The following is a 17217-nucleotide window of genomic DNA, read 5'->3' as shown; positions in this document are numbered from 1 at the left end:
AAGAGGAGACGGACAATGATCAAGGTCAGCGTGATGTACCCGAACGGCCCGGACGCCCATTTCGACGCAGTCTACTACTGCGAGCGCCACATGCCCATGGTGAAGACCCTGATGGGAGAGCATTGCAAGTACTACACAGTCGACCGGGCGGCTGCCGCCGGTGCCCCCATGTCGAACACGCCGTATATCGCCATGGGGCACCTGTTCTGCGATTCCATCGACGCCTTCCAGGCCGGCTTCGGGCCGCACAGCGAGGAAATCATGGCCGACATTCCCAACTACACGAACCAGACGCCGGTGATCCAGATGAGCGAGGTGCTGGTCGGCTAAGCGCGCCCGGTCGCCGGCGTTCGCCGGCCGCCCCTGATGCCAGTCAGTTATGCTGACTGGCATTTTCTTTTTCTGGACACAGGCCAGCCCGGACGCAGGTCGGGCATCCGGACCCATGCTTCACCCCAGCGGTTTTCCTGACCTGTCGGGCCCTGGCACACACCCCCTTGAAACATGTTGGTTACGGACCGTCAGTCGCTCCTCCCGTGCTGCCGGCAATTCACCTGACCCATCAGGCTTTCTTACAAAACTCCCTGCAAATTCAATTACTTAGCTTCACCCAAACCGATTGGTGCGGGCCTGGCACGCCTTTCGCTATATGTCCATTGAGCGCAAACCAAATGCCTCACTCCAAACCACTTACCACTTCAGGAGAATCACCATGAAAAGCTTGATCATCACCGACCTGGCCCGCACCGAACAACTCGACCGCAGCGCCATGGCGCACGTCCGCGGCGGCTTCAAGATGGGCATGCCCGGCTATTCGTATGGCGACGTGAACTATGCCCCGAGCTTCGACTCGTCGATCACGGCGACCCAGAACCTGGCGCAGATGCAGGAAGTGGTGACCGCCACCGCCAACGGCTCGGCCTTCCTGGACGGCGTCAACGTCGACAGCCATGTTTCGCAGGACGGCAACAACAAGATCGTGCGTCGTTGAATACCACCTACACCATTCCCGCATACACATCCCAAGGAGCATTACCATGAAAACCCTGATCATCACCGACCTGGCCCGTACCGAACAACTCGACCGCAGCGCCATGGCGCATGTGCGCGGCGGCTTCAAGATGGGCACGCCCGGCTACAGCTACGGCGACCTCAACTACACGCCCAGCGTCGACTCCTCGATCAGCGCCACCCAGAACCTGTTCCAGCAGCAGAGCGTGGCCACGCTGACGGCCAACGGCTCGGCCTTTGTCGGTGGCGTGAACGTGCACAGCGACGTCCACCAGGACGGCGAAAACAAGATCATCGGCTAAACGGCGCGGCTGCGCGGCGAGTCTCTTGCCGCGCAACGTCCCCACCCTTCCAGGAGCAATACCATGTCATCCATCCTCATCCACGACCTGGCGCACAACGCCGCGCTGGACAAGCGGGCCATGTCGCTCGTCCACGGCGGCCATGCCTTCGGCCCCGGCGTCAACGTCAATGTCGCCGTCAACCAGCAGATTGGCCAGTTCCAGCAGATCGGTATCAACGTCCTCAACAATAACGGCGTGATCGGGGCCGGCTTCAGTGCCCCGGACCTGAACCTGGCAGCCGCCCTCCGCGCCGAAAACAGGTCCGTGTTCTGAACACGGCTTCATACAAACCCAGCCCCCAGACAATTCAGGAGAATCGCCATGAACACCTTGACCATCACCGACCTGGCCCGCAGCGAACGACTCGATCGCCCGACCATGGCTGCCGTGCGCGGCGGCTGGAAAATGGGCGCGCCGGCCTATTCGCTCGGCGACCTCAACTACAGGCCGAGTGCAGACAGCTCGATCAGTGCCACCCAGAACCTGATGCAAATGCAGGACGTCCTGACCGCGACCGCCAACGGCGCTGCCTTCGTCGAGGGCCTGCACGTCGACAGCGACGCCACGCAGCGCGGACAGAACACCATCGTGCGGCGCTGACCGGCCCGATTTGGTCTACACTGGGGACAGCTTCCGCTCTCCCCCATTCAACACGGAGATGCATCATGGCCAGCATTACCATCGGCGACCTGACGAACAGCGCTCCCCTCGACCGCCAGGCGATGGCGGCGATTCGCGGGGCGGGCGCACCCTGGGTGTTCGGCTGGATCAGACCCTTCGTCAACGCATCGCCCACCCAGTTCCCGGTCATTAACTTTTACCAGATTAATAATTTCGCCGACCAGATGATCAACCAGTTCCAGTCGGTGTCGGTCAACAATTCCGGTGCGAATTCGACGCTGAACGTGAGCGTCGACGAAAGCGGACTGAACAAGGCGTTCCTGTAGGACGAACCTGGACAATGCGATGGGCCTGGACACCGAATTGCGCTGGATATGCGCCGCGCGCACGGATATTGGGCTGGTACGTAGCCGCAACGAGGACGCGTATCTTGCCCAGCCGCAGCGTGGCTTGTGGGCCGTGGCGGACGGCATGGGTGGCCATGCCTTCGGGGACTTCGCCAGCCGCGCCGTGGTCGACGCACTCGCCGGGCTGCCCGTGCATGCCACCCTGGCCGAACTCATCGAGTTCGCACGCGCACGCCTGAACGAGGCGAACGACAGCTTGCGGCAAGAGGCGCGCGCGCGCCACGTACCGGTGATCGGCAGCACGGTCGCCGCCCTGCTGGCCGTCGGGGACGAGGCCGCATGCCTGTGGGCCGGCGACAGCCGCATCTACCTGTTTCGCCACGGCCGCCTGCAGCAACTCACGCGCGACCACAGCCAGTTCGAGGCGCTCAGGGCGCGTGGCGCCGAGATGGCGCAAGCGGCGGCCAGCCCCAACATGATCACGCGCGCGGTCGGCGCAGCCGACACGGTCGCATTCGATGTGACGACCCTGGCCGCGCGCGATGGCGACATTTTTCTCCTGTGCAGTGACGGCCTCAGCACCCCGGTCGAGGAAGCGGCGATCGCGGCGGCGCTGGCGCCCGGCGACTGCGAACGCGCCGCGCAAGACCTGGTCGCCCAGGCACTCGCCAATGGCGGGCGCGACAACGTTACAGTGGTGGTGGCCAGGGCCGACGACCTTTCGGGGGACAAGACGATCGTCAACCCGGCCCTCTAACCCTGCTTGCGGAAATCCTTCGAGTGCAGGCCATGCTTCTTGAGCAGGATTTGCAGATGCGAGCGGTTCATTTCCCAGCGCCGGGCGAGCTCGGCCACGTTGCCGCCGACTTCCTGCAAGCCGCGCTCCAGGCAGCCGCGCTCCGCCTCGTCGCTCGCGACCCGCTTCGCTTCGGCCATCGACAGTGCAGCGGCCGGTACCGCCGCCGCCGACTGCGGCAGCGCATTGACGGGTCGGATGTCTTCTGGCAGATGCGACAGGTCGCCCGTCTCGCCCGCCAGGCAGGAGATACGGTACATGATGTTGCGCAGTTCCCGAATATTGCCCGGATATCCGTAACGCAGCAGGAAGTCGCGCAGGCGCGGCGTTAATGCCACTGGCGCGCGTCCCAGCGCCTCCGCCGATTCGTCGCCGTAATACGCGATCAGCAGCGGTATCTCGTCCTTGCGCTCGCGCAGCGGCGGCAGCGTCACGTGGATCACGCTGAGCCGGTAGAACAGGTCTTCGCGAAAGCTCCCCTGTTCGATCAGCTTGCGCAGGTTCTTGTTGGTGGCGGCGACGATGCGCGCGTCCACCGAGATGGTTTCGTCGGAGCCGACGCGCTGGATTTCGTGCGACTGCAGCACGCGCAGCAGTTTTACCTGGCCCGGCAGCGGCAATTCGCCGATCTCATCGAGGAAGATGGTGCCCTTGTGCGCGGATTCGAACTTGCCCTTGCGGTCGTTCGCGGCGCCGGTGAAGGCGCCCTTCTTGTGCCCGAAGAGTTCCGATTCGAGCAGGCTGTCCGGGATGGCGCCGCAGTTGACCGAGATATACGGCTTGTCGGCGCGCGAGCCGTTGGCGTGGATGACTTTCGCCATCAGCTCCTTGCCGGTGCCGCTCTCGCCGTCGACCAGCACCGGCAAATCCGTCGGCGCTGCCTTCTCGGCGATCTCGAGGGCGTCGAGCAGCTTCGGGTTGTCGCCGAAGGTACCCTCGAACACGAAGCTGCGCGCCAGCAGCGCCCGGCGCCGCTCACCATGCGAGGGTTCGAGCCGCAAAGGTTCGGGCGCGGTCCCGTCCGCGGCGTCGGTGCGCCGTTCGCCGCCCAGTGCCTGCACGAAGCGCTCCTTGTGCGACAGCCCCATGACTTCGTCGCGCAAGGTATTCGCCTGGCGCAGCAGTTTCTCGACATCGGGACGCTCGATGCGGGTGGCCCAGCGCAGGGTCGAGCGCATGATCTCGATCTTTTCCAGCAGGCCGGCATACGACATCGCCGAGCCGCGCTCGCCACCGGGGTTATACAGCTTCATGCTGCCCCCAATTGCTTCTGTACCAGTTCGTAATACATGCCGCGCCGCGCCAGCAGCTCCTCATGGCGCCCCTGCTCGACGATCTTGCCTTCGTACAGCACCACGATTTTATCCGCCCGCATGATCGTGCTGAGCCGGTGGGCGATGATGACGGCCGTGCGGCCCGCCAGGATCGCTTCCATGTTGGCCATGATATTGCTCTCGGACTGGGTGTCGAGCGCCGAGGTCGCTTCATCGAAGACCAGCAGGCGTGGATCGTGGTACAGCGCGCGCGCAATGCACAGCCGCTGCACCTGGCCGCCCGAGAGGCCGACGCCGCGCTCGCCCACCACCTGCTCGTAACCGAGCGGCATCTTGCTGATGAAGGCGTGCGCGTCCGCCATCTTCGCCACTTCCTCGATGCGGCGCCGGTCCGGGCTGTCGTCGCCGCTGGCGATGTTCTCGGCGATGGTCCCGGAAAACAGTAGATTGCTCTGCATGACATAGCCGACCTGGGCCCGGTAATAATCCTTGTCGATCGCGCTCATCTCGTAACCGTCGACGACGATTTTCCCGTCGGTTGGTGGATAAAAGCCGACCAGCAGTTTCGCCAGCGTCGTCTTGCCCGAGCCGCTGCGCCCGACGATCGCCACCAGCTCGCCGGGCTTGATGTCGATGCTGATGTCTTCCAGCACCCAGGGGGTGTCCTCGCCGCCGTAGCGGAAATACATGCGCTCGAGTTTCAGCTCGCCCTGCAGGTCGGGCAGTACCACCCGCGAGGCGAGGTCGCCCGGCTTCTGCTCCGGCTCGATGTCGAGCACGTCCCCGAGGCGCTCCATGGCGACGGTGGCGTCCGCCATCCGGCTCCACAGGCCGACCAGGCCCATCAGCGGTCCCAGCACGCTGCCCATCAGGGCATTGAAGGCCATCAATTGGCCGATGGTCAGCTCGCGCGCCAGCACCAGGCTGGCGCCGGCCCAGAGGATGACGATCGTGGTGGCCGAGTTCAAGACCTGGCTGGCGAGCCCGACCAGGATGTTGAAGGACTGGGCGCGGTACTGCATTTCCAGCGCCTTGACGTATTTCCGCTCCCATTTCAGGCGCACCGGCCGTTCGCTGCCCATCCCCTTCACCGTTTCGATGCCGCCCAGCGCTTCCATCAGGAAGGACTGGGCGTCGGTCGAGGCGTTGAACACCTCGCGCGCATAGTCCTTGATGCGCGGGGTCACCAGTACGGTCAGCGCGATGATGGGAATCACGAAGCCGATCAGCAGCAGGGTCAGCTTCACGTTGTAGAGGAACAGGATCGTAAAATAGATAAACACCATCAGCAGGTTCAGCAGCGTCGTCACCGTCGACTCGGTGAGAAAGGCGCGGATCGTCTGGTTTTCCGAGAAGCGCGCGAGGATGTCGCCCGTCTTGCGCTTGGCGAAGAAGGAATACGGCAAGGACATCGTGTGCTTGAAGAACTGCGCCATCATCGAAAAATCGAGGTTGCGCACCATGTAGTTCGACAGGTAGGCGCGCAGCGTCGACATGACCTGGCTGAACACGGTGGAAATGACCAGCCCCAGGATCAGCAAGTGCAGCAGGCCGATGTTCTGGTGCACGAGCACGCCGTCGAGGATGTTCTGGATGATCATCGGCGGCACGATGCCCAGCATCTGGATCACGAAGGTGGCCAGGAACAATTGCACCAGGATTTTTTTATACGGCTGCAGATAGCTGACGAAGCGTAGCCAGGGCGAGCGCGCCGTCTCCAGTTTCACCAGGTCCTGGCCCGGCGTGAACACGAGGCAGGTCCCGCTCCACCCGCGTTCGAACTCCTCGACCTTCATCTTGCGGAAACCCACCGCCGGGTCCGCGACCCAGACCTGGTCGGGCGCAACGCCGTAGACGATGACGTAGTGGTAGCCCTCCCAGTGCACGATGAAGGGCAGCTCGAAGCCGAGCAGCGCGTCGAAGGTGCATTGGACCCCGCGCGCCCCGAATCCCAGGGCTTCGCCGGCGCGGGCCAGGCTGTCGAGCGTCGCGCCCTGCGTGGTGACGTTCGCCAGTTCGCGCAGTTTGCCGAGCGTCATGTTGATGCCATAGTGGCGGCAGAGCATCGCCAGGCAAGCGGCGCCGCAATCCATCTCTTCGGCCTGCTCTACCAGGGCGAAGCGCTTGATGATTTTCTCGCCCGCCTTCGCCTGTGAAGCGAGGTCGAGCACGACGGGACGTTTGCGCCGTTCGGCCAGCCGTTTCTGGCGCTGCAGTTCGCGTTCAAAAAAGCGCACCCGTTCCTCGATCACTTCGCGGAACTTCGCGTTGCGTTCGAGGATGAAATGGGCCGCCTTTTCCGGGATCACGAGTAGCACGGCCTCGCTCGCCGCCAGCACCGAAGCCGGCTGTTCCTGTCGCATCAGGCAGGCCTTCTCGCCGAAAATCTCGCCCGCCCCCAGCGTGGCCAGCACATATTCGTCGTCGGCATCGTGGACCACGACGCGTACCTGACCCTGGCGCACGACATAGAGGCGACGGTCGTCGCGCGCATTCTGTTTGAGGATTTCCTTGCCGGCGCCGACGCGCTTGACGCCGACGCTGCGCACGAATTCTTCGAGCTCAGGCTTGTCCACCTTGCCGCGCAGGTCGAACAGGCGCGCGACCAGGCCGCCCGCCGAGCTGATCGCCACATAGTTGTTGATGAACTCCAGCGAAGCCGCATTCCGGGCAAGCAAAGGCTCGAAGGCGGCGCGCGGGATGAACCACAGCTGGGTCTTCAGCGCGGCCCGGGCAGACAGTTCATGCCTGGTGGGACGCAGCATGGCGACCTCGGCGAAGACTTCGCCAGCCTTGCGTACCCCCATGCTGATTTCCTTGCCATGCTCCTCGGCGAACACGCGCACCGATCCGGACTTGATGACATACAGGCCGTCGGCGGAATCGCCGGCGCTGCAGATGCTGTCGCCAAAGGCATACGAGCGCGTCTCGACCGCGCTTGCGAGCTGTTCCAGTTCGTCTGGCGCGAATGCGGACAGGATTTCGACAGACGCAAGGAACTCGCTCGATTCCTGGCGTTGTTGCGTTGATGCTTCCATGTTCTCCCCTACCGGACCCGCCGGGCGAGCTGCGTCTCAGGCGGGGAGCGTGGCCGGCACCTCAGCGCGCCGGACAGGCTTCAATGATGTGCTCCTGTGCCCGCGCCGCCAGCCATTCCTCGCGCAGCAGGCGGCGTACCTCGACCGCGGTTTCCTGGTCGAGGACGGCGGGATGCTTTGCGTTCACCACGTAGATTTCCCAGAGCGTGCGGTCCGCCGACGGAAACGGTCCCAGCAGCTCACCGGCCGCAGCATTGAAGACGCGGGCCTCGAGGTCAGGCCTGAGCGAACCGCGCAAGACCTTGCCGATCACTCCGCCGTTCTCGCGCGCCTCACCGACCGAATATTCGGCCACCATCTCGGCAAAGCTGTCGGGATCGTCCGTCAGGGCGGACATCATTTCCCTCGCCTTGCCTTCCGAATCGAGCACGATATGGCTGATCTCGACGCTGTCGAACCGGGGAGAATTGAGCTTGAAATACTGTTCGACGGCCGCGTCGCTGCACACCTGCGCCATCATTCTTTCGTGGTAAAGGCCGTCGGTGACGAAGTCTTCGAACTCGTCCAGGCTGATGCCGAGCGCGTCGAGATAGTGGTTCATGTCGGCTGCCCGGTGCAGGCCCTGGATGCGGCGGAACTGGTCGGCACGTTCCTGGATCTCTTCGGGAGGCAAGGGCGCTACCTGCTTCCTGGCCGCCAGCACAGTCAGCTTCTCGCGCACCAGTTGCTCGACCAGCCCTTCGAACTGTCCGGTGAGTTTCAATGTTCGGATGAAGTAGTCGGTGTCGATGACCTCATCGTCGATGCGCACAATGCCAGCCATGGGTTCTCCTCGAGCTCGTTTCGTTCCGCGCAGCGAAGCAACAGCACCCGCGCTGCGTGTTTATTTGGCGCAGTGAGACGAGACCGCGCCCGCTTTGCGGCACCATTCTTATTGTTTTAGCAGGCGGAACCGCCAAATACAATGTCGCCGCTTTCCATGTATGGGACTTCGATGCGTGGGATTTGTTCCATTACATGCCAGGTGCGGGCGCCAGGCAGCTGACGCGTCCGCCGGGCGGGCGCGCCAGCGAGGGCGGCGCCGGCGCGCAGGCACCCCGGCTCAGACGACCCTGACACCGATATCGCCCTTGAAGATGGCCATGTCGAGTTGAAAATCGTCGACGACCCCGCCGGGCCGGCCATCGACCAGCACGGAAATGGCCCGGCCGCCCTGCACGCGCTGCATTTCCTCGCGCGTCAGCGAACGCGCGGCACTGCTGCCCTCGCCCGCGCTTGCGCGCGTGATTGCCAGGTCCTGGATGACTAAGGTTTTCATGATCGTGCTCCTCGATGTGGTGAATGGGAATGAGCTCGTCGTCGCGCTCACCACTCACCTTGCATGGAGCGTGCCAGGCACGCGGCGAGGCGAGCAGGCCGCCGCCAAAGCCGAAGTGTCGTACCTGGACCAACAGGTGCCGAGACCTGGTTGGGCGCGGCCCGACTCTCCCTCACTCGGAACCCGCCATGCTGCGCCCTGCATCCTATTGTTGCCGCGCGAGATTGACGATGGTCACCCGCCGGTTTTCCGGCGCGACCGGATTGGCGCGATTCATCAGCTCGGTGTCGCCCTTGCCGATGGCCTCGAGCCGTCCATCCTGGATGTGTTTGTGGCTCACCAGGTATCGGCGCACCGATTCGGCCCGCAGCTGGGACAGCTGCAGGTTCTTTTCCGGATTCCCGCGCGGGTCGGCGTGGCCCTGGATCGAAAAGCGGAAATCGGCCAGCTTGGGCGACTGCAGCGCTTCGCCGACCACGTCGAGCGCGCGTCGCGCCTGGCCCGTCAGGGCCGCCGAATTGGTGTCGAAAGTGATCAGCAGCGATGCCCTGGTCGCCCCCGCCGGCGCCGCCGGTGCCGCCCCCTATGTCCGACAGGGTGAGCATTCTGGTCCGGGCGCGACACCGGGCGCGTCGACGGAGACTACTCCGCCGCGTCCAGAAAGAAAATTGCATACGCCTTCGCCGGCGCCTGCTCGGTCGGCTTCTCGACCTGCAGCTGGGCGCAGTCTTCCGCCACCAGGCTGCGCCAGTTGCGCATGCCGGCGTTGGCGAACAGGGGATTTGCCTTGGCGCCCAGGCTGATGTCCAGCGCCAGGCGGGCATTGCGCGGGCCGGCCTTGTCGTAGCTGACGCCCCTCAATTCGATCCCGAACGCAGCCAGCCACGGCTCCCACAGGCCGGATTCGGTGCCGAGCACGATGCGCCCGAGCATGTCATCGAGCGACACGCCCTTTTTGACCACGCCGCGCAACAGTTCCAGCGATGGCGCGAAGCGCGCGTCCGTGCTTTGTTTGCCCGGGCCGCGGTCGGCGATCGCTTTCAGTTCCTTCGAGAAGGTGGCGTCGCGCTCGGTGTAGTCGCGGACCCGGTCGTAAAACCCGGCGTCGATGAAGGGATTGTCTGGCCGCCCGGCGGGCGCGCGCTCGGGTTTGCTCGCTGGAGGCTGTTTTTTGTTCGTCATGGCTTCTGAAACGTCGATGTAAGGGCCGGAGTTTATCACTGTCGGCCTCACAAGGAGCACGGCGGCATGCTCATCCCTCAGCAGGAGTCAGCGCCAGCCGGCGCGCCACGGCCGGCGCACCCGCCAGCACCTGGCCGGTGCGAAACACGCTCACTGCCTGGGCAAGGCCTACGGCCTGATCCTGCATCGCTTCGGCCGCTGCTGCGGCTTCTTCGACCAGGGCGGCGTTTTGCTGGGTGACCTGGTCCATCTGCATGACGGCTGCGTTGATCTGTTCGATACCGGCGGTCTGCTCGGTACTGGCCGAGCTGATCTCGCCCATGATGTCGGTGACGCGCTGCACGCTGGTGACGATGTCGCGCATCGTCGTCCCGGCCTGCTCGACGAGTTCGCCGCCGGCATGGGCGCGCTGCACCGAGTCCTCGATCAGCGCCTTGATTTCCTTCGCCGCGGCAGCGGAGCGCTGCGCCAGGTTGCGCACTTCCGACGCAACGACCGCAAAGCCGCGCCCATGTTCCCCGGCGCGCGCCGCTTCCACGGCCGCGTTCAGGGCAAGGATGTTGGTCTGGAAAGCGATGCCGTCGATGACGCTCGTGATGTCGGCGATCTTGCGCGAAGCGTCATTGATCTCCACCATCGTGCCGACCACCTTGCCGATGACCTGCCCGCCGCGCTCGGCCACGCTGGAAGCCGCCACGGCAAGGGTGTTCGCCTGGCGCGCATTGTCGGCGTTGTTCTTCACCGTCGAGGCCAGCTCTTCCATCGATGCTGCCGTTTCCTCGAGCGAACTTGCCTGCTGCTCGGTCCGCGCCGACAGGTCCTGGTTCCCGGCCGCGATCTGCTGCGAGGCGGTGGCGATCGTATCGGTTCCGGCGCGCACCTGGGTCACGATGCTAGAGAGGCTGGCGTTCATCTTCTGCAGGGCGCCCAGCAACTGGCCGATCTCGTCATTCGACTCGACACGGACCGACTGGGTCAGGTCGCCGGCGGCGACGCTGCGCGCCAGCCGCAGCGCTTCACCGATGGAACGGCTGAGGCCCCGGATCAGGAGCCAGGCGATGGCCGAACCGACGAGCACGCCGGCCGCGGTCAGCACGATCGACAGCGTTCGCGCACGCGCATAGCGCTCCAGTGCCAGGTCATATTCGTGTTTCGCGACGTCCAGCTGCAACTGGATCAGTGCCTGCATGTTTTTCTGGGCCGGCAGGAACAGCGGGTTCAAGCTGCCTTTCACCAGCTCTTTCGCCCCATCGACCTCATGCCCGCGCAAGGCCGCCAGGGTCGGCTTCAAGCCCTGCTCGACGAAAACGGTCCGGCTGTCGATGAACACCTGGGCCAGGACCTTTTCCTCATCGGTCAGGTAAGTTGCCTTGTAGTCGGACCAGATCGCGGAAATCTGCCTGATCCGGCCCTCGACCTCGGCAACCGTCGCGTCGGCATCCGCCTCGCCCGCCAGTACGGCGCGCGCCAGGGCGTTCTGGTTTTGTTGCATCAAGGAGAGGATATTGCCGAGTTGGGCAAGGACCACGACACGATCGTTGTAGACCGTACCCAGGGCGGCATTGGCGGCACTCTGGTTGGCGAGACCGACCGCCCCCACGACCATCGCCACGGCGCTCAGGATGGCGGTGAGCAGGACGAGACGCAGTTTGATGCTGAGGTTCTTGAACATGATGGAGTCGACATAAAATGGTTGATTTCCATCAAGCAATAACGGTGCCATGCGATAGTGCGCGCTGACGGCGCATCCAATCCACCCGATGTGCGTTCACCGTGCTCGCACGCACCGTCATGGTGCCTGGCTTCGCCCCGGGACAGTGCGCCTTGAAGCCGCGAGTGGCTTCGGACAAAAAAAGCCCCTGAAAAATCAGGGGCTTCGGTCCGTCTGTCGCAGCGAGGACTAGGCTCGCATCGACACTGCGCCCGCCGCGGAGGACGCGGCGGCGGCGGCGGCCCGCGCCTTGTGGAGTTTCTTGTAGCTGTCGATCAGGCGATGATGCCTGTCCAGCCCCTCCAGCTTCATGCTCGTCGGCGTCAGCCCGAAGAAGCGCACGCTGCCGTCCACCGAGCCCAGGGCCGCATCCATGCGGGCATCGCCATACATGCGGCGGAAATTGGCCACGTAATCGCTCAGCTCCAGCTCGTCGTCGAGCACCACTTCCAGCACCACGTTCAGCGCCTGGTAGAACAGCTTGCGCTCCAGGCTGTTGTCGTTGTACTGCAGGAAGGCGCCGACCAGGTCGTGGGCTGCCTCGAACTCGTTCAGGGCGAGGTTGATCAGCAGCCGCAGTTCGAGCACGGTCAATTGGCCCCAGTCCGTGTTTTCGTCGAACTCGATGCCGATCAGGCTGGCGATGTCGGAGTATTCGTCCAGCTCGTTGTTTTCCAGGCGCTCGAGCAGCGCCTCGAGGGCGTCGTCATCCAGGCGATGCAGGTTCAGGATGTCTTCGCGGAACAGCAAGGCTTTATTCGTGTTATCCCAGATGAGGTCTTCGACCGGGTAGATTTCCGAGTAGCCGGGCACCAGGATGCGGCAGGCGACGGCCCCCAGCTCGTCATACACGGCCGTGTAGACCTCCTTGCCCATGTCCGCGAGAATGCCGAGCAGGGTCGCGGCTTCCTGCACGTTCGAGTCCTTGCCCTCGCCCGAGAAATCCCATTCGACGAAATCGTAGTCCGATTTCGCGCTGAAGAAGCGCCACGACACCACGCCGCTGGAATCGATGAAGTGCTCGACGAAGTTATAGGGCTCGGTGACGGCTTCGCTGGCAAAGGTCGGCTGGGGCAGATCGTTCAGGCCTTCGAAACTGCGCCCCTGCAGCAATTCCGTGAGGCTGCGTTCCAGCGCCACTTCGAAGCTCGGGTGCGCGCCGAAGGAGGCGAAGACGCCGCCGGTGCGCGGGTTCATCAGGGTAACGCACATGACCGGATACTGGCCGCCCAGCGAGGCGTCCTTGACCAGCACCGGGAAGCCCTGCTCTTCCAGGCCCGCGATGCCGGCCAGGATGCCGGGGTATTTCGCCAGCACTTCCTGGGGCACGTCCGGCAAGGCGAGTTCGCCTTCCAGGATTTCGCGTTTCACCGCCCGTTCGAAAATCTCGGACAGGCATTGCACCTGCGCTTCGGCCAGCGTATTCCCGGCACTCATGCCATTGCTGGCATACAGGTTTTCGATCAGGCTGACCGGGAAATACACCGTTTCGCCGTCCGAATGACGCACATAAGGCAGAGAAACGATGCCGCGCTCCACATTGCCGGAATTGGTGTCGAACAGGTGCGAGCCACGCAGTTCGCCGTCCGGATCGTAGATGCCGCGGGTGTAATCATCGAGAATTCCGCCTGGGACCGCATCCTTGCGGCCGGGCTTGAACCAGCGCTCGCTCGGATAATGGACGAAGTCCGCCCTGGCGATGTCTTCGCCCCAGAAGGCGCCCGCATAGAAGTGATTGCAGTTCAGGCGCTCGATATATTCGCCCAGGGCCGAAGCCAGCGCGCTTTCCTTGGTCGCCCCTTTGCCGTTCGTAAAACACATCGGCGAATGCGCGTCGCGGATGTGCAGCGACCAGACATTCGGGACGATATTGCGCCAGGAAGCGATCTCGATCTTGATGCCCCAGCTGGCCAGCTTGCCCGACATGTTCGCAATGGTCTGCTCCAGCGGCAGGTCCTTGCCGGGAATATAGGTGCGCGCTTCGGCATCGGGCGACAAGGTCAGCAAGGCCTGCGCATCGGCGTCCAGGTTGGCCACTTCCTCGATCACGAATTGCGGCCCTTCCTGCACCACTTTCTTCACGGTGCAGCGCTCGATCGAGCGCAGGATGCCCTGGCGGTCCTTGTCCGAGATATCCGCCGGCAGCTCGACCTGGATCTTGAAGATCTGCGCGTAGCGGTTTTCCGGGTCGACGATATTGTTCTGCGAGAGGCGGATGTTTTCGGTCGGGATATTCCGGGTATTGCAGTACAACTTGACGAAATAGGCCGCGCACAAGGCCGACGAGGCCAGGAAATAATCGAAGGGGCCCGGCGCCGAGCCGTCGCCCTTGTAGCGGATCGGCTGGTCGGCGATCACCGTGAAGTCGTCAAACCTGGCTTCGAGGCGCAGTTTGTCGAGAAAGTTGACTTTGATTTCCATAGAGAATTCCTGGGGTGCTGAAAACGACGAATCCAGCATTATCCGTGGTTTCAGCCGTTCATCCTAAGCAAATTCGACCCAGGCAAACCTGGCCCCGGGCTCAGTTCCGCGCCAGGACGTCGCCGATCGCAGCCTTGCTGAGCGCCACTTGCGCAGCATCCTGTTGCAGCAGCCGCAGGCGGCGCTGCAGGGGCGCCCAGCCCGGCCACTCGGCGATCCAGGTGGTGCGCCCTTCCGGCGACGCCGGCGCGGCCACCGGCGCCGCGCCCAGGCTGGCGCTGACCTTGGCGAACATGCGCTCGAGCGCGGCTTCGACCTCGGCCGACGGCAGCTTCTCGGCATAGCGCTGCAACAGCAGGCGCAGCGCGGCCATGTGGGCGACCAGCAGGTAGTTCTGTACCGTAAAACGGTTGAGTTCGTCCGGGGCGCGCTGCTTGTCCGCCGGTTCGTCCAGCATGCGCCCCAAAGCGGCGCTGAGCGTGGCGAGGCTGTCCATGAAGCGCTTGCGGCTGACGCGGTAGTGGGCATCGTCGGCGGTGCGCTTCAGGAGCAGGTCGGCGGCCGCATCGAGGTATTTGCGGTTGGCGTCGAGCACCGCGTCGACCAGCCGCGGCAGGTTCTGGTACTCCCAGCTCGGCAGCACGTAGCTGAAGAAGGTGGCGATCACGGTGCCGAGCAGCGTGTCCAGCAGGCGCTCGCTGATGCCGCTGCCGCCATGCGGCACCGTCAGGCCGATCAGCAACAGCGCCTGCACGCTGGCGGCGACCGCCGTGTAGCGGTATTTAATGGAGAGGAAGGCCGGCGCCGCGGCGGTGGCGACGAACAGGAAACCGATCAAGATCGCCGGCGTGTGCACGAAATGCAGGATCACGGCGGTAATCATGCAGCCGATCAGCGTGCCGATCAGGCGGTCGGCGCGGCGCTGCTTGGTCAGGCTGAAGCTGGGTTTGAGGATCACGGCGATCGTCAGCGCGGTCCAGTAGCCATGCGAGCTCCATGGCAGCCAGCGCGAGGACACGAGCCCGACCGAAATCGCCATCGCCACCCGCAGCGCGAAGCGGAACACCGGCGAGCCCCAGCGCAGGTTGGCCAGCAGGATGCCGATGTTGTAGCGCTGCTGGGTGAGGAAAGGCGTCATGTCTGTATGGGGCACCAGGGGCAGTGCCCGCTCGGACGATGCGCGCGCCTGGCTGGCGGCGTGCAGCCGCGCGATCATGTCGATCACGTCGCGGATCTTGTTGACGGTCGCCCGCAGCGCCGCCTGCGCATCGAAATCTTCGCCCTCCCCCGACGGCAAGTCCTGCAGCACGGCGTCGAGCGCGCGCAGTTCGTCCCGGTAATCGGTCGTGGCGCGCGAGGGCTCGTTGCGCGTCATCGCATACGCCACCGCCTCGATGTCGCGCGCCGCCTTGCCGATCAGGTCGCCCAGCAACGGCAAGATGGGGCCGCTCGCGAAATGCTGGCGCAGGATGGCGTAATCGGTGTGCGTCGACAGGACCAGTTCGTACAGGTCGAACATGGCGTAATGGACCTGCACCAGGATCGCCTCGTCGGGCGCCGGCTTGCCGCGCAGGATCAGGTCGCGCGAGGCCTGTTGCCGCTCGGCCAGCACGCTTTGCTCGCGGACCAGCTTTTCCATCTGTTGGGGCAGGCTCTTGGTGACGTCGTAGCAGGCCGCCTTCATATTCGTGTACACCGCCAGTTCGTACAGTGCCTCGGCCAGCACCTGCTGCTTGAGGCGGCGCTGCAATATCCACACGACGGCCATCGCGTACGCCATGTAGGCGGCACCGCCGGCGAAAAACAGCGCGCCATGGCGCAGCGCCTGCAGCGGCGTGGACGGCGCCTCGCTCGACAGCATCATCACGAACAGCGCCGCGAACTGCAGCGGCATCGCCTTCCTGCCGTAGACCACCATCATGCTGGACAGGAAGGACACCAGCACGATGACGGTGAACAGCAGCCACTCCACCTGCGACGACAGGCTGACCAGCAGCGCCACCACCGAGCACAGCAGCACGCCGGCCATCATTTCGTTGAACTTGTGGCGCAGGGGACTGGGCATGTCCATCAGGCTGGTGCACAGGGCGCCCATGGCCACGGCGATGGCGGTCGGGAGGTCGGCGATCGCGTAGGTGATGAAAGTCAGGCCGACGATGCCGGTGGCGATGCGCAGGCCGGTGTAGAAATAGTGACTGAAGAGAAAGGTACGGGGAGCGAGGGCATAGTGCATGGGGTGGGACGCTCGCTTTCCTGGCAGGTTGATGCGGGAGGGAATGATGGGTTAATTATAACGTCGCCAAGGGGCGTCCTGCAGCCGTGTTAGCCCCGGGGCAAGGCAGGGGTCGTCGGCTGCCCGGAGCCCGCCCGCAAACTTCGTTGCCGAAAGCCCAAGCCGCTGCCGAACACTGCATTTGGACCAGGCGGCCCTGTCGGTTCGGCCGCCGCTCCGGTATCATTCGGGGATGAATGAGATTTCCTTCCAACCGTTTGTGATTGGTGTCGCCGGCGGCAGCGGCAGCGGCAAGTCCACGGTGTCCCAGCAAGTGCTGGCTTCCTTCGGCGCTGATGTGGTCTCGGTGGTGATGCAGGACGATTACTACCGCGACCAATCCGACCTCACCCCGGAAGTGCGCCGCAGGCAGAACTACGACCATCCCCAGGCCTTCGACTGGCCCCTGTTGGTCCAGCACGTCCAGGCCCTGCGCAATGGCGAGGCGATCGAGATGCCGGAGTACGACTTCACGATCGACAACCGCTCCAACAAAACCATCCCGGTCAAGCCGGCCCCGGTCATCGTGATCGAAGGCCTGTTCGCCTTGTATGACGCGGACCTGCGCAACATGATGTCGCTGAAGATCTTTGTCGACACCGCCCCGGACGTGCGCTTCATCCGCCGCATGCAAAGGGATATCAACGAGCGCGGGCGCACGGTGGAGAGCATCGTCAACCAGTATCTGGAAACGGTACGCCCGATGCACAAGCAGTTCATCGAGCCGACCAAGCGCCATGCCGACGTCATTTTGCCGCACGGCGCGAATGGCCCGGCGGTCGATGTCATTACCACCAAGGTGGCGAGCGTCATCGGGCAGTTGAAGCGGCCCTGATCCAAGCCGGTCTGCCGCTTCGGGTTGCGCATCCAGCCTGGACTGCT

At 64.0% G+C, this 17217-nt stretch carries 17 protein-coding genes; 8 read left to right on the top strand and 9 right to left on the bottom strand.

Annotated features, from left to right (window positions below):
* Positions 1 to 15 precede the first annotated feature (15 nt).
* The 7 genes from LPB04_RS16345 (at position 16) to LPB04_RS16315 (ending at position 3080) form a co-directional block, all read left to right on the top strand.
* On the top strand, positions 16 to 330 hold the full coding sequence (locus LPB04_RS16345; RefSeq protein ID WP_193685566.1) for an EthD family reductase: 315 nt from the start codon (positions 16 to 18) through the stop codon (positions 328 to 330).
* Positions 331 to 712: 382 nt separating this feature from the next.
* Positions 713 to 991 carry a hypothetical protein gene (locus tag LPB04_RS16340; protein ID WP_193685565.1) on the top strand — a complete coding sequence of 93 codons (279 nt, stop codon included), beginning with the start codon at positions 713 to 715 and terminating at the stop codon, positions 989 to 991.
* A gap of 46 nt (positions 992 to 1037) precedes the next feature.
* Positions 1038 to 1313 carry a hypothetical protein gene (locus LPB04_RS16335; RefSeq protein WP_193685564.1) on the top strand — a complete coding sequence of 92 codons (276 nt, stop codon included), beginning with the start codon at positions 1038 to 1040 and terminating at the stop codon, positions 1311 to 1313.
* 63 nt (positions 1314 to 1376) lie between these two features.
* Entirely contained in the window at positions 1377 to 1628 is a 252-nt protein-coding gene (locus tag LPB04_RS16330) for a hypothetical protein (protein ID WP_193685563.1), read from the top strand.
* 48 nt (positions 1629 to 1676) lie between these two features.
* Positions 1677 to 1955, top strand: a complete 279-nt coding sequence (locus LPB04_RS16325) for a hypothetical protein (RefSeq protein ID WP_193685562.1) — start codon at positions 1677 to 1679, stop codon at positions 1953 to 1955.
* 65 nt (positions 1956 to 2020) lie between these two features.
* Positions 2021 to 2302 (top strand): hypothetical protein, encoded by a 282-nt coding sequence (locus tag LPB04_RS16320; RefSeq protein ID WP_193685561.1) that lies wholly within the window; start codon positions 2021 to 2023, stop codon positions 2300 to 2302.
* 19 nt (positions 2303 to 2321) lie between these two features.
* Positions 2322 to 3080, top strand: a complete 759-nt coding sequence (locus tag LPB04_RS16315; protein WP_193685560.1) for a PP2C family protein-serine/threonine phosphatase — start codon at positions 2322 to 2324, stop codon at positions 3078 to 3080.
* On the opposite strand, the gene LPB04_RS16310 is transcribed toward LPB04_RS16315, so the two are convergent.
* From LPB04_RS16310 to LPB04_RS16270, 9 genes are all read right to left on the bottom strand, one after another.
* On the bottom strand, positions 3077 to 4372 hold the full coding sequence (locus LPB04_RS16310; RefSeq protein ID WP_193685559.1) for a sigma-54 interaction domain-containing protein: 1296 nt from the start codon (positions 4370 to 4372) through the stop codon (positions 3077 to 3079). The genes LPB04_RS16315 and LPB04_RS16310 overlap by 4 nt on opposite strands.
* Positions 4369 to 7431, bottom strand: coding sequence for a peptidase domain-containing ABC transporter (locus tag LPB04_RS16305; RefSeq protein WP_193685558.1), 3063 nt, complete (start codon positions 7429 to 7431; stop codon positions 4369 to 4371). The genes LPB04_RS16310 and LPB04_RS16305 overlap by 4 nt, the downstream gene beginning before the upstream one ends.
* Before the next feature lie 61 nt (positions 7432 to 7492).
* The gene (locus LPB04_RS16300) at positions 7493 to 8254 is read right to left on the bottom strand and encodes a peptidylprolyl isomerase (protein WP_193685557.1); all 762 of its coding nucleotides are present in this window, start codon (positions 8252 to 8254) and stop codon (positions 7493 to 7495) included.
* Between the two features lie 279 nt (positions 8255 to 8533).
* Entirely contained in the window at positions 8534 to 8749 is a 216-nt protein-coding gene (locus tag LPB04_RS16295; RefSeq protein WP_193685556.1) for a hypothetical protein, read from the bottom strand.
* 205 nt (positions 8750 to 8954) lie between these two features.
* Positions 8955 to 9284 (bottom strand): OmpA family protein, encoded by a 330-nt coding sequence (locus LPB04_RS16290; protein ID WP_227496760.1) that lies wholly within the window; start codon positions 9282 to 9284, stop codon positions 8955 to 8957.
* A 107-nt stretch (positions 9285 to 9391) separates the two neighbouring features.
* Positions 9392 to 9931 carry a hypothetical protein gene (locus LPB04_RS16285; protein ID WP_193685555.1) on the bottom strand — a complete coding sequence of 180 codons (540 nt, stop codon included), beginning with the start codon at positions 9929 to 9931 and terminating at the stop codon, positions 9392 to 9394.
* A 70-nt stretch (positions 9932 to 10001) separates the two neighbouring features.
* Entirely contained in the window at positions 10002 to 11603 is a 1602-nt protein-coding gene (locus LPB04_RS24305; protein ID WP_193685554.1) for a methyl-accepting chemotaxis protein, read from the bottom strand.
* 228 nt (positions 11604 to 11831) lie between these two features.
* Positions 11832 to 14063, bottom strand: coding sequence for an OsmC domain/YcaO domain-containing protein (locus LPB04_RS16275; RefSeq protein ID WP_193685553.1), 2232 nt, complete (start codon positions 14061 to 14063; stop codon positions 11832 to 11834).
* A 100-nt stretch (positions 14064 to 14163) separates the two neighbouring features.
* The gene (locus tag LPB04_RS16270; protein ID WP_193685552.1) at positions 14164 to 16296 is read right to left on the bottom strand and encodes an FUSC family protein; all 2133 of its coding nucleotides are present in this window, start codon (positions 16294 to 16296) and stop codon (positions 14164 to 14166) included.
* A gap of 232 nt (positions 16297 to 16528) precedes the next feature.
* On the opposite strand from LPB04_RS16270, the gene udk reads away from it, so the two are divergent.
* A complete protein-coding gene (udk, locus tag LPB04_RS16265; RefSeq protein WP_193685551.1) occupies positions 16529 to 17170 on the top strand; it encodes a uridine kinase in 642 nt (213 codons plus the stop codon).
* Positions 17171 to 17217: the final 47 nt, after the last annotated feature.

Origin of the sequence: Massilia litorea (genome assembly GCF_015101885.1) — a bacterium.
Classification (GTDB): domain Bacteria; phylum Pseudomonadota; class Gammaproteobacteria; order Burkholderiales; family Burkholderiaceae_D; genus Telluria; species Telluria litorea.
This window is presented reverse-complemented; position numbering and strand designations above follow the sequence as displayed.

Excerpts from the sequence above, each read along its gene's own strand:
- LPB04_RS16345 (WP_193685566.1), top strand. The coding sequence starts at position 16 with ATGATCAAGGTCAGCGTGATGTACCCGAACGGCCCGGACGCCCATTTC.
- LPB04_RS16340 (WP_193685565.1), top strand. The coding sequence starts at position 713 with ATGAAAAGCTTGATCATCACCGACCTGGCCCGCACCGAACAACTCGAC.
- LPB04_RS16335 (WP_193685564.1), top strand. The coding sequence starts at position 1,038 with ATGAAAACCCTGATCATCACCGACCTGGCCCGTACCGAACAACTCGAC.
- LPB04_RS16330 (WP_193685563.1), top strand. The coding sequence starts at position 1,377 with ATGTCATCCATCCTCATCCACGACCTGGCGCACAACGCCGCGCTGGAC.
- LPB04_RS16325 (WP_193685562.1), top strand. The coding sequence starts at position 1,677 with ATGAACACCTTGACCATCACCGACCTGGCCCGCAGCGAACGACTCGAT.
- LPB04_RS16320 (WP_193685561.1), top strand. The coding sequence starts at position 2,021 with ATGGCCAGCATTACCATCGGCGACCTGACGAACAGCGCTCCCCTCGAC.
- LPB04_RS16315 (WP_193685560.1), top strand. The coding sequence starts at position 2,322 with ATGGGCCTGGACACCGAATTGCGCTGGATATGCGCCGCGCGCACGGAT.
- LPB04_RS16310 (WP_193685559.1), bottom strand. The coding sequence starts at position 4,372 with ATGAAGCTGTATAACCCCGGTGGCGAGCGCGGCTCGGCGATGTCGTAT.
- LPB04_RS16305 (WP_193685558.1), bottom strand. The coding sequence starts at position 7,431 with ATGGAAGCATCAACGCAACAACGCCAGGAATCGAGCGAGTTCCTTGCG.
- LPB04_RS16300 (WP_193685557.1), bottom strand. The coding sequence starts at position 8,254 with ATGGCTGGCATTGTGCGCATCGACGATGAGGTCATCGACACCGACTAC.
- LPB04_RS16295 (WP_193685556.1), bottom strand. The coding sequence starts at position 8,749 with ATGAAAACCTTAGTCATCCAGGACCTGGCAATCACGCGCGCAAGCGCG.
- LPB04_RS16285 (WP_193685555.1), bottom strand. The coding sequence starts at position 9,931 with ATGACGAACAAAAAACAGCCTCCAGCGAGCAAACCCGAGCGCGCGCCC.
- LPB04_RS24305 (WP_193685554.1), bottom strand. The coding sequence starts at position 11,603 with ATGTTCAAGAACCTCAGCATCAAACTGCGTCTCGTCCTGCTCACCGCC.
- LPB04_RS16275 (WP_193685553.1), bottom strand. The coding sequence starts at position 14,063 with ATGGAAATCAAAGTCAACTTTCTCGACAAACTGCGCCTCGAAGCCAGG.
- LPB04_RS16270 (WP_193685552.1), bottom strand. The coding sequence starts at position 16,296 with ATGCACTATGCCCTCGCTCCCCGTACCTTTCTCTTCAGTCACTATTTC.
- udk (WP_193685551.1), top strand. The coding sequence starts at position 16,529 with ATGAATGAGATTTCCTTCCAACCGTTTGTGATTGGTGTCGCCGGCGGC.